We start from the raw sequence: 14756 nt of genomic DNA on the forward strand, positions 1-14756 counted from the left end.
TAATGTCCTTCATAACGGAATCTATCCGTATAAATAAAAATAGAGAGCCATAAGCCGGATTCTGTCTGCGAACAGGGTAACCATCTATCTTATTGCTGCATTACTACAGCAATTTCCGCAATCAACCCGTAAATAAAGGATCGGATATCCTTTACTATTCAATTTTGCTCCTGATGAGGCTTGCACTGCCACCCCGTTACCGGAAAGCGCGGTGGGCTCTTACCCCGCCTTTTCACCCTTACCGTTTTACCGGCGGTTTATTTTCTGTTGCGCTGTCTGTCGCCTGCATTTTACAATACAAGTGCCCGGTCGTTAACCGGCATCATTTCCGAAGGAGTCCGGACTTTCCTCCGTATATCACGGCGGTTACCGGCTCTCTATCCTATTACACTATTAATCTTCGCTGCTGTCTGATTCAGCCTCGTCATAGTCAGACGAATCATCCAAATCGGCTAAGCTTCCCATATCCATATCGTCAAAAATCATATCCTCAGCAGCATCCTGCTCGCTTTCTTGATAATACAGAATTCTACTGCAATAGGGGCAGTACATGATATTTTTTCCTTCCCGCACTTCAATAGCAAATTGAGCCGATAGGATCATGTGACAGCCCATACAGACATTACCTTGAACGGGGACGATACCGATACCTTGCTTGTTTTTGATGATACGGTCGAATTTAAACAGCGTATCGCTATCCAAATCGGGAGCAATCCGCTGCTCCCCTTCAACAAGCTCAGCCAACTCGTTTTTCTTTTCGGCAATTTCTTTTTCAATCATCGCCTTGCGTTCATCGAGTTCCTGCTCTTGCTGTTTAATCAACGCCTCTTCGTTTTTAATCTCTTCGTCAAGACGTTTGTGATTGGCTTCGTTTTTAAGGATTTCCTTGCGAAGTTCGGCTTCTTTTTTAGTGGCATCCTGAATTTCACGATCAAGAGCATCATATTCCCGCTGTGTGGAAATAGTATCCATTCCTTTCTCGGCCTGTTCGCGCTTCTGTTCGGTTTCAAACAACTCTGCTTTTAATGCCCCGATGGTTTGCCGTATTGCTTCGTCATCGGTATTCTTCTTAATATAATTGGTTTTATACTGCGCCAACAGCTCTTCCTGCTTTACCAACAGTTGAGGCGCCTCTAAAATCTCACTATCAAGCTGATTCTTCCGTGCAAGAATATCCTGTAATTCACGCAGTTTATCAAAAATCTCCGCTGTAACCATCGTCACTCCCCTATATCAAATATTCCCTATGTATCCAAATAATCTTTTAATTTGCAGCTCTGTTTAGGATGCCGCAGTCTACGTAATGCCTTCGCCTCAATTTGGCGAATACGCTCACGGGTTACGTTAAAATACAAGCCGACTTCTTCCAAGGTCAGCGCATAACCTTCATCAAGACCGAACCGCATCTTAAGCACTTCTTGCTCCCGCAGCGGCAAACATGATAACACGCCGCGCAGCTGCTCTTGCAAGAGAATATACTCCGTCAGGTTGGATGGATTTTCGACATCCTTATCTTCAATAAAGTCACCGAGCGAAGAATCTTCTTCCTCTCCTATCGGCGTTTCAAGTGAAATAGGTTCGCGCGCTACGTTTTTGACCTGCTTAACCCGCTCGACATTCCAGCCAAGCTGTGCAGCGATCTCTTCATCAGTCGGCTCCCTGCCGAACTTCTGCATCAGCTGCCGCGATTCGCGGGTAACCTTGTTGATTTGTTCAATCATGTGTACCGGCACACGGATAGTCCGCGCCTGATCGGAGATGGAGCGTGTGATTGCCTGCCGTATCCACCATGTCGCATACGTCGAAAACTTATATCCTTTGCGATATTCAAATTTTTCAACCGCTTTGATTAAGCCGATATTGCCTTCCTGAACCAGATCGAAAAAGTGTAATCCTCTATTGGTATACTTCTTTGCAATCGATACAACCAAGCGCAGGTTTGCATTAATGAGCTTATCCTTTGCCTTTTTCAGCATTGCATGACCATGGCGTATCTCTTTCGCAAGTGCGATAATATCTTCCGTCGGCGCTTCAAAATCATATTCGATTTTTCGAACCTTGCGAATGAGCGTTTGAATATGCGTATAAATATCACGGATATCGCTTGCCGTCATACCCAGCTCTTCTTCCAGCTTCTGCCGTTCACGCGGAATAGCGAGCCGTTTTCCAAGCTTTCGTAAATCAGAGTACGCCCGTATACCGAGCTGACGTTGTTTCTTTTCACGTCGGCGCCGATACTCCCGTATTTTCCGTGCAGCCTCCAAAAAATGATCCGAAATTTTTTCAATTTCTTCCGTTTGAAATTCAATTTTCTGTAAATAATTCAGGATTTTTTTTCGTGTTTTTTGCAGATCTGCATCATCCAGAAAACTGGCAAGCGTCTCTTTATCGTATAGTTTCTTTTTTAATAGGATATAAGCCTTTATATCGGAATAGATGGGTTTTAATTGTTCGCCGTACGATTGGCGGAGCCGTTTTTTTTCGGCATCTTCATAGCTCAATTCTTTACGCGGCTTATTGCTCTCTGAAGAACTGATTTTGGCAAACGCTTTTTGAGCGATCATCTGAACTTCGGAAATCAGCACACCGGAGTTTTTTATCGCACTTTTGATGATATTCTCCCCGTCCTCCATCGCTTTCGACAGAATAACTTCCTGTTCGGCTGTCAGCAAATTTTCTTTGCCGATATCACGTAAATAGAGTTTAATAGGGTCGTCAACAATCGCTTCTCTATCGTTATTCAAAAGCTTTTTATGCGTTTCTTCGGGTTTTGAAAATTCAGCGTTGTTTTCAGGTTCAAGCTCGGCTTCTTCAAACAGCTGTTCCTCGCTTTCAAGCTCTACTTCATCAAGCTCATCCGCGAACATATCATCGGTTTCTTCGGCGACCTCATCAACTACTTGTATCTGCTCCTGTTCGAGCAAATCTAGAATTTCATCCATTACAGCTTCGGACGAAGTCATTTTTTCAGGCAACAAATCGGTCAATTCATCCCATGTCAATGACTTGCGTTCTTTTGCATGGGCAATCAACTTTATAACAATAGGATCTTCGGAGATATCTATCATTTACGTCGTTTCCTTTAATTCTGCAAGCACTCTGTCGATATGCAGTTTCTCACTCAGCAGGTCATTGGTATGCCGAATGTCATCAACATTACCGCTCTCATGCACTGCTTGCAATTTACGGATTATGAGCTCCTTTTGCCGCTGTAAAGCATTTTGTTTAATATAGTAGATACCGTCATACACCAGTTTATCAGGATTTTCTGCAAATTCACCTTTAATAATTGCACTGCTTACGGCATTCCTTAACGTTTCGGAAGGACAATGCGCTAATAAGCTGTCATACGTATTTGCATCGGCGCGATAACATTCTTCTAATACAATAAACAAATCCTTCGCAGCAGGATCCTCAAAATCATCGGAAGTCAACTCTGTCCGCATTTTTTTAAATAGATGAGGATTTGCAGCTGCTGCAAGCACGATCCTCAGCTCCGCGGTCATTTTAAGCGCAGTGCGCTTTTGTGTTTCACTTTTTCGTGTAGGCGGTACCCGTTCTTGTTTTTGGTCATACTGTATATAATCAGTAAATAACGCTTTTGAGCTTATACCCAAATCCGCCGAAAACTTATGTATTGTTGACTCTTTTTGAATATCGGATTCCAACACCTCAATATAGGGGAATAGAAAGGCAGCAGCTTGAGCCTTTCCTTCAGGACTCACTACATCAAACCGCCCAACGGCAATTTGAATAAGATAATCACTGTCTAAAATAGCATTTTTCACCAGTTCCGTCAAGCTTTCGGCACCCTTATGCGCCAGTATCTCAGCGGGATCCTTTCCTTCCTTTATCATCAGCACCCGCACCTGCAAATGTCCGGCACGGCAAAGCTTTATCGCCTTGTATGTTGCCTGTTGTCCTGCAAAATCGGAATCGAAAGAAAGAATGATAGTGTCGGCAAAGGATTGAATAAGCTTTACCTGATCTTCCGTCAAAGCAGTACCCAACGGAGCGACGGCATTGGTAATACCTGCTTGATGAAAGGCGATAACATCCATATAGCCTTCGCAAAAAATAACCGTTTTTTCTTTTCTAATTTGTGCGAGTGCCTGCGAAAACGCAAAAAGAGTCTCGCCTTTTTTATACTGCGGTAAATCTCCGGTGTTAAGGTACTTCGGTCCATCGCCTTCCAGAATCCGCCCGCCGAAAGCTACCGGCTGACCGTGCCGATTACAAATCGGAAACATAATTCTGTTAGAAAAAAACGAAACTTCGGGATAGTTTTTGGAAAAGAGTCCCGACTTCGCCAAGAACTCCGCGGAATATCCCTTTGTCTGTAAAAACTTAAAGAGCCACCGACGGTCAGCCGGTGCATACCCGAGGTTGAACTGCTCGATCATTTCGGGACTTACCGCCCTCCTCTCCAGATACCGGAGCGCGGAGGCGCCTTCGGGAGTGTTCAGCAGGAAATAATGAAAGGTTCCGCTCACTCTTTTGTACAATTCGAGCACTGTTTCTTTAAACGAATCTTCCGGTGCAGGACTGTAACTGCCTTCCGCATACACAACCGGAATACCGGCACGCTTTGCAAGCGCTTCCACCGCTTCGGTAAAGGACAGCTTTTCCATCTCCATAACGAATTTAATGGTAGATCCGCCCGCACCGCAGCCGAAGCAGTAATACATTTTTTTGTCGGGGATAACATGGAAGGACGGTGTTTTTTCACTGTGGAAGGGGCAGCACCCCCACCAATCATGCCCGCGCTTTTCCAAATGAGTATAGTTTTCGACGATCGACACCAAGTCGGTATGATTGTTTACTGCGTCGATTGTTTCGGTGGTAATTTTTGCCATCGCGGTCAGCGCCCCGCAGCCCGTTTTAAAATAATCGCGCCTGCTTTTGCATGTTCCGTTAAATTTCTGGTAAAAATATGCGTACCGGTCTCCGCATTTTCCAAGCGGAAGTAGAGGTACCCGCTTTTTTCGGGATTACAGGCGGCGTATAAGGCTGTCATACCCGGATTGGAAATCGGCCCCGGAGGAAGCCCCCGCCATTTATAGGTATTATAGGGATGATCTATTTCCAAATCCCTGTTCAACAGGCGGTCAGGGTGAGGTTTATGCTGAATCTCCGTCAAGATATATTCAACGGTTGCACACGATTGCAAGCCCATACCGATTTGCAACCGGTTTGAAAAAACACCGGCAATTTTTACGGCTTCTTCAGGTACGCGGTATTCCCGCTCGATAATGCTTGCTAAAATAACCGCCTCGTACCGCTGAGCAGGATCATCGGGAAAATGAGGAATATCGGCTGTTTTATGGAAGAAATTATCCAGCATCACCGTGATAACTCGTTCCGCCGTTTCGTCGTACGAAAAAAAGTAGGTGTCGGGAAATAAAAACCCTTCGGCGGAAGCACCGATAATGCTGTATGATTGCAGCAAAGCCTCGTTTTTTGCTGCGGCAAGGAAATCATCGGCGGCGACAACCTGCCGATCTTCAAGAATCGCTGCCGTTTTTGAAAGGGTCAGACCCTCCGGCACGGTAACCTTGATCAGCTCTTGTTTTCCCGCTTGTAAATAGGCGCAGAGTGTATGTACTGACCAAGCGGGAGAAAGTTTATATGTTCCGGCTTTAATCGGTTTATTAACAAGCCGGAAATACAGGTATGCCGGATACTCAAACCGGATGAGCCCCGCCGCTTTTAAATCGGCAGCAATTGCCCGCACGGAAGCGCCGCGTTTAATGGTAAAAAGCTGTTCAGCTGGATTTGTATCAAAAGAAGCAGGAGTATAAAAACCGGCAACCGTACCCACTGCGATAAGAAGGATACACGCCAACACAAACATTATTAAGCGAAAGCGTTTTTGTTTCATAGATATTGCTTGCATTACCGCCCGCCGTAGAGCTGTTCCGCTTCACCGATGGTAAGATTTCGATAAATATACTTTTCAGCAAAAGCATTCAATGAATACAGCTCATCGGGCAGCGGGAGATTTTTCCTAAAAAAAGAAATAAGCGCTTTGAGTTCTGAATCTGAGAATTGATAAATCGGCAGCTCATCACTCATAAGTACAGATCCGTTCCTTCAACAGCGCTGAATATTTCAAGCGTACCGGCGCCTATATAGTTGCAGTAATGCTGTGCACTTGATTCTATCGCTAGAATCTTTTTATCGTTATAGGTCGGTTCGTGATGGAAAAGCGCTAATTTTTTAATTCCCCACGAAGTTGCAAAATCAATAGCGAGGGAAAAGGTAGAATGCCCCCACCCTATTTTTTCGATGGAATCGGTCATCGTATACTGAGCGTCGATAATCAACAGTTCTACATCACTGTAAAATGCGATATTGGCATCGTTTTTTTCAAAGTCTTGAGGACGAAGTTCCGTATCCGTTGAAAAGATGATCTTTTTTTGATTATCGAAAATTGAATATGCCACACACCCGCCCGGATGACGCACACGATGCCAACCTATCCGGGTATTACCGATGTGGATGTACGGTTCGTCAGGGGCAATACAGCGGAACTCAAACTTTGCAGTAAAGCCGCCCTTCCCGAACATAGTTATCGGGAAATACGGCCACTTCATCTGCTCTTCTAAAAATTCCCGCATTTTAGGGCGAGTGCTATATATGATAATGGTATTGCGTGAATCATACGCGGGGCCAAAAAAGGGAAGGCCTTGGACATGATCCCAATGAAAATGAGAGAAAAAGAGATGATAGGTTTGCGGACGATCAAAATAATCAAAGCGATTTTGCAAATTGATTCCCAATTCACGAATACCGGTACCTGCATCAAAAATGATTTGATTACCCTCTTCGGTTTCAACCTCTACGCAGGTAGTATTCCCTCCGACAGTTCCAAAGAGCCATGGCGGTAATGAAGCAAGGAAACGTTCCCGTGCATCTTGATCGGTAATGTCTTTTTCGGTTATCCGTTGAACGACGGCAGAAATTTTCGCTTGAATTTGCGCTGCACTCAACGGAGTTGCAATCGAACCGCGAACGCCCCAAAAATGTACCCGCATACACTCCTCTATTTTTCGGTGAAATCCGCGCTTTCACCGGTTCTTTTTCGTCGAATGACAGGAAATTGTTTTGCAGTATCAAGCAAGCCTTGAATTTCTTCCGCCGAATACCGTTTACCGCGATTTATTCCCGAACAGCTGCGGGCATTTACATTCCAACGCTGCTCATTTTCGAGTAAATAATCCCAAAACGGATATGACGAACATTGAAAAGGCCGATAGTTATATGCAATACAGCCGTTATTCCATAAAATACAATCGTAATTAGGCAGCTCTTTTAAACAAAGATACTCGTATCCATCCCCTTGGAGTACCCACCGGCAATATTTTTGAATAAAAGCGGATCGTTCCAACGACGCCCATGTCTGCAAATTCTGAAGATCGCGAGGAGATAAATACACAAACCCCGGATCATATCGACAACATGCCGAACATCGGTCGCACGAAAAGCATAAGCCGTCTTTCCAAAATAATCCTTGCTGCAAAAACTACTCCGTTACAATTATTCTATTATTATATATGAAAAATCCTGCTATTTCAAGCATTTTTTTGTTTTGCTGCGTTTTTACTATGTGTTTTGGTATGAATTTCCGACGTATGTACTTGCGAAGATGCAATAACCGGCTTATACTAAAACGATATGCGGTTTTTTGATAGGTTTTTTCGCTGGCTAAAGAGACCTCAAATATATGCGCTGGTTGGCGGCAACGGTACCGGAAAAAGTTTTAGGGCACGGATGGTCGCGCAAAGATATGGAATTGATTTGATTATCGATGACGGATTGGTTATTAAAGGCGATAAAATACTTGCAGGGCATTCTGCAAAACGGGAAAAGACCTTTTTGGCAGCAGTAAAAACAGCTGTCTTTGACGATAAACAGCATCGTGATGAAGCGGCAAAAGTGCTTCATCAATTAAGCCGTAAAAAGGTGCTGATTTTGGGAACGTCGGATAAGATGGTTAATAAAATTGCAACACGATTGCAAATTCCGCCGCCGCAAAAAATTATCCGTATTGAAGATATTGCAACGAGGGAAGAGATTGAAACCGCTATCAGGAGTCGCCGTGTTGAAGGAAAGCACGTTATTCCCGTTCCCTCTGTTGAAGTTAAACGGAACTATCCGCAAATATTTTACGATAAAATCAGGCTGTTGTTCCGTAATGCACATATTGGGCGCTTAAAAGAAGAAGAAACGTTATTTGAAAAATCGGTTGTGCGTCCCGAGTTCTCAAAGGTCTATGCGGCACAGGTCTCCGATACCGCATTAAAAGAAATGGTGATACAATATGCGGCGCAGTACGATAGTGCGGTACATATTAAGAAAATAACCGTTCAAGCGGAAAGCAACGGTTACAGAGTTATTATGATGGTCGATATGCCTGTCGGCCCCGATTTGGCGGGCAGGATATTGGCGTTAAAAGACTTTATCATAAAAAACATCGAGCGGTATTCCGGAATTTTTATCGAAGATTTTAATATCGTATTGAATAAGATGATTGATGTACAAACGGAGAACTAAGATGGCACGGACATTAATTCCTTTATGGCAAAATTGGCAATTTGCGGAAAACTTTACGGAGCAATATATACAACCCGATTGCGACGAAACTCATTTTACCGAAGTGCAGCTTCCTCATACGGTGAAGGAATTGCCGTACCATTATTTTGATGAAAAAATATATCAATTCGAATCATGTTATCGAAAAAAATTTGCTGCCCCTTCTCAGTTGCAAGGGATGCGTCTTTTTATCGACTTTGACGGCGTAATGTGCTATGCGAAGGTCTTTATTAACGGACAGTTTGCCGGTGAGCATAAAGGCGGATATGTCCCGTTTTCCGTAGAGATTACTCAATACGTTGAGTATGGAGAAGCTGAAAGCAACGTACTCGTCGTATATGTCGATTCGACGGAGCGGGCTGATATTCCTCCGTTCGGCGGTATGGTAGATTATCTGTGTTACGGGGGCATTTACCGCGATGTTACCCTACGTGCAGTACCCCATTGCCATATTGAATCGATGTATGCCCATCCTGTTTCCGTTTTAACGGCGGAAAAAAGTTTGCAGGTTGATATTGCGATTGAACACAGCGAGCGAACAAATCAATCGATTGATATTTCGGTAGCGCTTTTCGATTCCAGAAACCGGAAACGGGCAGAGCTGAGCAGAAGTCTTGTCGTATCCGTTCCGTTGCTTTCTCTATCGATGATAATGGATGAATTAACCGGCTTAAAACTATGGACACTTGAAAAACCTGAGCTGTACCGCGTCGAAGTATCGTTACTGGAAGACGGCATGGTATGTGATGCCGTATCGACCCGTATCGGATTCCGCACGGTTGAGTTTACGCCGGAAGGTTTTTTCTTAAACGGCAAACTGCTCAAGCTGCGCGGTTTAAACCGGCACCAGTCTTTTCCGTATGTCGGTTATGCAATGCCGAAGCGAGTGCAGCAAAAAGATGCGGAGATCTTAAAATATGAACTTGGCGTTAATATCGTCCGTACCTCGCATTATCCGCAGTCACCGTATTTTTTGGATCGATGTGATGAGATGGGCTTATTGGTTTTTGAGGAAATCCCCGGTTGGCAGCATATCGGCGATTCGGCGTGGCAAGATATCAGCTGTGAAAGTGTCCGGAAGATGATCATTAGAGATCGAAATCATCCTTCTATTGTATTGTGGGGAGTACGCATTAATGAATCGCCTGATTGCACGGCGTTTTATCAGCGCACAAATACGATTGCCCATGAGCTTGACCCGTACCGGCAAACCGGCGGCGTCCGCTGTATTGAGAACAGTGAATTTTTTGAAGATGTCTATACGATGAACGATTTTATATATGGTTCTCAAGGATTGCCCGTCGGTACTGCAACAGCGGCGCGTGTACTTCGGTCTCAGCGTGAGGTTACGGGACAGTCCGATGTGGTGCCGTATCTGGTAACCGAGTTCGGCGGACACATCTATCCGACAAAGCGGTTCGATCAGGAAGAGCGCTTGGTTGAGCATGCAAAACTCCACCTTTCGGTGCAAAATGCCGCCGCGCTCGACCCGCAAAAATGCGGTGCAATCGGCTGGTGCGCTTTTGACTATAATACCCATGCGAATTTCGGTTCGGGCGACCGCATTTGCTACCACGGCGTGATGGATATGTTCCGCATTCCTAAGTTTGCCGCAAGCGTCTATGCAAGCCAGCTGCCTGCGGAAGTCCGTCCGGTGTTGGAACCGTTGACCCGCTATACCGTCGGTGACCGTGCAGTCGGCGGCATCGCACCGCTTATCATCTGTACGAACTGTACCGCAGTCCGGCTGAGCATCGGCGAAAAAGATTTAGGTCTGTTTTATCCCGCTATTGACCGATATCCCGGGCTTGCGCATCCGCCGGTTGTTATCGAGAGCCTTCCAAGCGTGTGGGGAGGCGAATGGGAAGATGCCGTATTCATCGGCTACCATAACGGTAAAGAGTGTATTACCCGCCGCTTTACTGCAAATCCCGTTAGGACGCAGCTCGTGCTTACCGCCGATGAGACAAAACTTCGGGCGGACATACCCGATGCCGTCCGCTTCGTTGTGCGGCTCCTTGATCAGGCGGGGAACGAACTCCCCTATAGCTCCGAGGTTGTGCAGATTAAGCTGAAAGGCCCCGCAGAAGTTATCGGCCCGAAGGAGTTCGCCCTCATCGGCGGCGCCCGCGGATTTTGGATTAAAACGCTCGGAAAAGTCGGTACGGTAAAGGTGTCCGCACAAACCGGTGAATTTAAAAGCGAAACCGTTTCAATCCGCATCCGGTGAGGTTGTAGGTATCAATCTTTAGGTAAAGTAAAATTTTAAGGGTAATTGACAAAGATTTTATTTTGCGCTATAGTCTTCAAGTATTTTTACGGCGGTATAGCTCAGTTGGTAGAGCAAACGGCTCATATCCGTTAGGTCATAGGTTCAAGCCCTATTGCCGCTAACTCCTTTTACATTTACACCGAAGTATCGCCGAAAGGCAAGATAAATCTTTCTGTTACAGTATTGGTGTTCATATTTCCGCTTTATTTCTCACAGTACGCTAAACGCAAGCAAAAATAATAGGTGTATTTTCATCGTACTAATCCCTGCACCGTTCCGTGCTGTATCGTCTGCTCTGACCGTGATAATTCCTGTTCATTTTTTCTGTATGTTACTTAACGCCATGACACATTACCCATGAATAATATGAAGGGTTGTTTTTTTTATACGGGCTGTATATACTGTTTCAATGCTTTTTTATTTGTCGGGGCTCCTTTCTTCATTTTACGGCCCCATGCGGCTTTTACAGTCATATCTTGTACTTATTTCGATTGCATTTTACGTAGGCTTTTTTTTAACGGTATTTATTTTACCGCGCTTTTATGCGCGTTTACCGAAAGACAGGGGAAAGGAATTCGGTATTGCTCCTGAGGCTGCAAAGGGTAAACCGACCGGCGGCGGCGTTGTGTTTATTACGATTTTTGTCGTGATGATTTTTCTGCTGATTATTCCTTCGGGTACGCAAATCGCCGTACTGGTTTTAACATGGTTGGTAATGCTTACCGGTTACCTTGACGATCGGTCGGTTAATCCGTGGGGAGAATACCGGAAAGGTGCGTTGGATTTAGTGTTGTCGCTGATTACCACAGCGGTGCTCTTTCATTGGTATTTCGATGATTCCATTTTTTACTGGATTCCGTTTATGAGTCAAAGTATCGCCGTGCATCCCGCCGTGTTTTTTACCGTTTCGGTTTTAATTTTATGGTTTTCCATCAATACGACGAACTGTACCGACGGGGTGGATGGTCTTTCCGGCACGCTCATTTTGATGGCGCTTATTTCGCTCGGTATGGTTTTCTATTTTATTATCGGGAACGTAAAAGTTTCGGAATACCTGCTCATTCCGCATCGGATAGACGGCGCACAGTGGGCGCTTATCTGCTTTAGCCTTTCCGGCGTGCTGATGGGATACCTGTGGCATAACGCATATCCGAGTAAGGTGATGATGGGAGATGCCGGTTCCCGCGCCCTCGGCTTTTTTATCGGCGTGTTGGTCATTATTTCGGGCAATCCTTTCTTGCTGTTAATGACCAGCGGGATGATTCTACTGAACGGCGGCACAGGTCTCGTTAAAGTAGCGTTATTGCGCTTTTTCCATATCCGTATTTTTAGGAATATCCGATTCCCGCTCCATGACCACATGCGGAAAAATCTTCAATGGTCATCGACGCAGGTATTGATAAAATTCCTCATTTTACAGCTGCTCATTACGCTTGCCGTATTTGCAGTCCTCTTTAAAATTCGCTAATCTCTGTGTCTGAACCTGATAGCAAGAGCGCTGTGTGCAGCTCATACGATGTACACAATATCAGCACAGCTGTGCAGGATGAGCATGGGCCACTGTTTATCCGGAGTAAAGCGCTTATCGGAACGGAAGGCGTTGAGCTGCTCCGTAAGCTGCGGATTGCGGTATTCGGTATCGGCGGCGTTGGCGGGTACACGGTCGAAGCCCTTGCCCGCGCAGGTGTCGGGACGCTGTACTTAATCGACGGCGATACGGTAACTCCTTCAAACCTTAACCGGCAACTCTATGCACTCCATTCCACCATCGGACAGTACAAAACTGCCGCAGCTGCCGCACGTATCACCGACATAAACCCAGCGTGTACGGTTCATCAGATTGTGCAGCATATTCTCCCCGATGCGGACGGATTCCTTTCTTTCTTACCTTTTTTATCTGACATCGATTGTGTTGTCGATGCGGTTGATACGATTTCGCTTAAAGTCGCACTGGCGGCAGAGGCAGAAAATCGCAGCATCCCAATCGTAGCGGCGATGGGTTGCGGGAATAAGCTCCGCGCGGATTTATTTCAATTTGCTGATATTTACGATACCGCCGTTTGCCCCCTCTGTAAAACCATGCGCGGTCTTTTAAAAAAGCGGGGCGTAAAAAAGCTGCGGGTACTGTATTCCAAGGAAGTTCCCGCTGTCCGCAGCCGTCCGCCAAGCTCGGTTTCATGGGTACCCGCTGCTGTCGGTATTTTGCTTGCAGGCGATTTACTCAATCAGATACTCCGATACTAAATCCCATGCGGTGCGGGAAATATCGGTACATTCGGCCTGTTCGATAACTGCGTTTCCGAATAGGTTTATCAGTTACTTTTCCAGCACGGTGATTTCAACACGCCGATTCCGCGCCATGTTCGCTTCCGTGGTGTTAGGCGCAATCGGCTTTTCCGCACCGAAGCCGCGGGTAAAAATATGGTGCTGCTCCCTTACACCGAGTTCTACCAGATAATTTGCAACCGCTGCTGCACGCTGCTCGGATAAGATTTGCCGGTCTTCGGCTTTGCCTGCCAACGCGGTATGCCCCGAAATCAACAGTTCATAGTCGGGATACTTGCTTAAAAGTTTCCCTATTTTTTTAATCTTTTCTTTTTCGGCCGGAAGGAGACGCGCTGAATCGGCTTCAAATTGAATATTTTCAAGACTGATGGTAATGCCCTCATCGGTTTTTTCTACGGTCGTATTCGCAATGCCCATGTCACGGATATTTTTATCTAGTATTCCTGCTATTTCTTCTTTATCCATACGTTGTAACGCGGTCATTTCCGCCTTTGCACTACCGCGGTATTCTATCACTGCTCCGGTGTTTAGCTCCATCATTATGGTAAATACTTCATCATAATAGGGAAGGATTCCTGCATCATTATCCCAATACAGCCGCTGTTTTGAATACCCCATCGTACGGACGGGATAGAGCATCGGCAGCGTTGTATTTCCGTTTCTTTTATTTTGGATATTTTTTATCGGAATATCATAATAAAGGTCATAATTTACTTCTATTAATTGATAGGTTTTCCCTTCACGCTGGGTAGGCCCTTGGTATGTATACGTAACATCGATGGGAACGACAAACGGTTTTTGAATGTTAAAGTTATCCCGCAGGTCGTGCGCTTCGCTTGCAGAATGCCGCCAGCTTTCACCTTTTTTTACATCATACTGAGGAAAAACCGGAACATCTCGAACCACCGGCATAAAATACTGCTCGCCAATAGCATAAATACCAAACTCGTCTCTGCGGAATACGCTCGGATATTCGCGTCCCCACGAGAACGTCCGGTTGCTGTTTTGCTCGCTCGTCATAAAAGTACAGGTATGAAGCGCAGAAGAAGGCTTGCCGTTTGATGCCGGTTGAACATCCGAAACTTCCACAGTAACGCGATTGATAATATAAGCCTGATGTGCAAACCGTCCATTCAAGTATACGTCTTCGGTAACCGTAGAATTAATCCGGTAAGTATCACCATCCCTGAAGTTGAAACGGAAGATTTCGGCATGCAGCGGAGAGAATGCACTGAACGTAAAAGAAATTCCTAAAAATAGAAAGCGCTGAAATTGCATCTTTGAGAGATTCTTTAACATATTCATCATAGTATTGGAAAAAGAAAAAAGTAATAGCATACCGTACCCTAATATTTTCATAATTTTTTGTAAATATGTAACCTTTCTTTTTTCGTCTGTTTAAGTGGTGTATATTGCGATACGTACTATCAAGAGAGTATTCAATGTACCTCCTTTACAGTTGCCCTGTAGGATTTTTTCCTCCTTTTGCCTACAGGGTTTTTTCTTTTTTTCCCTTCCCTCTCCAGATAATGAATAAACCTGTAAGGAAATGGTTTATCATATCCGCTAACGCGGATTGCGAATCAAGCCTAACGGCTTGTTC

12 protein-coding genes, 1 tRNA gene and 1 other RNA gene are annotated in these 14756 nt (G+C 45.1%); 5 read left to right on the forward strand and 9 right to left on the reverse strand.

Annotated features, from left to right (window positions below; translation table 11 throughout):
- Window positions 1-35: 35 nt before the first annotated feature.
- The 8 genes from rnpB to HGH47_RS09880 form a co-directional block, all read right to left on the reverse strand.
- Window positions 36-381, reverse strand: an RNA gene (rnpB, locus tag HGH47_RS09845) — RNase P RNA component class A.
- 12 nt (window positions 382-393) lie between these two features.
- Complete coding sequence (locus HGH47_RS09850; RefSeq protein ID WP_212564690.1) at window positions 394-1218, reverse strand: zinc ribbon domain-containing protein; 825 nt, start codon at window positions 1216-1218, stop codon at window positions 394-396.
- 26 nt (window positions 1219-1244) lie between these two features.
- Window positions 1245-3068: an RNA polymerase sigma factor RpoD gene (gene rpoD, locus HGH47_RS09855; RefSeq protein WP_212564689.1), complete on the reverse strand. Its 1824-nt coding sequence runs from the start codon at window positions 3066-3068 to the stop codon at window positions 1245-1247.
- On the reverse strand, window positions 3069-4856 hold the full coding sequence (gene dnaG, locus HGH47_RS09860; RefSeq protein WP_212564688.1) for a DNA primase: 1788 nt from the start codon (window positions 4854-4856) through the stop codon (window positions 3069-3071).
- Between the two features lie 5 nt (window positions 4857-4861).
- Window positions 4862-5881: an endolytic transglycosylase MltG gene (gene mltG / locus HGH47_RS09865; RefSeq protein ID WP_230974299.1), complete on the reverse strand. Its 1020-nt coding sequence runs from the start codon at window positions 5879-5881 to the stop codon at window positions 4862-4864.
- 14 nt (window positions 5882-5895) lie between these two features.
- Window positions 5896-6075 carry a hypothetical protein gene (locus tag HGH47_RS09870; RefSeq protein ID WP_016524111.1) on the reverse strand — a complete coding sequence of 60 codons (180 nt, stop codon included), beginning with the start codon at window positions 6073-6075 and terminating at the stop codon, window positions 5896-5898.
- Window positions 6072-7037, reverse strand: a complete 966-nt coding sequence (locus tag HGH47_RS09875; RefSeq protein WP_432912115.1) for an MBL fold metallo-hydrolase — start codon at window positions 7035-7037, stop codon at window positions 6072-6074. Before HGH47_RS09875 ends, HGH47_RS09870 begins: the two co-directional genes overlap by 4 nt.
- Before the next feature lie 8 nt (window positions 7038-7045).
- A complete protein-coding gene (locus HGH47_RS09880) occupies window positions 7046-7522 on the reverse strand; it encodes a YkgJ family cysteine cluster protein (RefSeq protein WP_212564686.1) in 477 nt (158 codons plus the stop codon).
- A 155-nt stretch (window positions 7523-7677) separates the two neighbouring features.
- Here HGH47_RS09880 and HGH47_RS09885 point away from each other — a divergent pair, with 155 nt between their 5' ends.
- The 5 genes from HGH47_RS09885 (at window position 7678) to HGH47_RS09905 (ending at window position 13111) form a co-directional block, all read left to right on the forward strand.
- Window positions 7678-8556, forward strand: coding sequence for a hypothetical protein (locus HGH47_RS09885; RefSeq protein ID WP_432912118.1), 879 nt, complete (start codon window positions 7678-7680; stop codon window positions 8554-8556).
- A gap of 1 nt (window position 8557) precedes the next feature.
- Window positions 8558-10825, forward strand: a complete 2268-nt coding sequence (locus HGH47_RS09890) for a glycoside hydrolase family 2 protein (protein WP_432912121.1) — start codon at window positions 8558-8560, stop codon at window positions 10823-10825.
- 90 nt (window positions 10826-10915) lie between these two features.
- Window positions 10916-10988 (forward strand) — tRNA-Met (locus HGH47_RS09895).
- Window positions 10989-11276: 288 nt separating this feature from the next.
- Window positions 11277-12335, forward strand: a complete 1059-nt coding sequence (locus HGH47_RS09900; protein WP_212564683.1) for a phospho-N-acetylmuramoyl-pentapeptide-transferase — start codon at window positions 11277-11279, stop codon at window positions 12333-12335.
- A 59-nt stretch (window positions 12336-12394) separates the two neighbouring features.
- A complete protein-coding gene (locus HGH47_RS09905) occupies window positions 12395-13111 on the forward strand; it encodes a tRNA threonylcarbamoyladenosine dehydratase (RefSeq protein WP_212566563.1) in 717 nt (238 codons plus the stop codon).
- A 72-nt stretch (window positions 13112-13183) separates the two neighbouring features.
- Here the strand turns inward: HGH47_RS09905 and HGH47_RS09910 are convergent, their stop codons facing one another.
- Window positions 13184-14491 carry an OmpA family protein gene (locus HGH47_RS09910; RefSeq protein ID WP_432912125.1) on the reverse strand — a complete coding sequence of 436 codons (1308 nt, stop codon included), beginning with the start codon at window positions 14489-14491 and terminating at the stop codon, window positions 13184-13186.
- Between the last annotated feature and the right edge of the window lie 265 nt (window positions 14492-14756).

This window comes from Treponema sp. OMZ 805 (assembly GCF_050937395.1).
Taxonomy (GTDB): domain Bacteria; phylum Spirochaetota; class Spirochaetia; order Treponematales; family Treponemataceae; genus Treponema.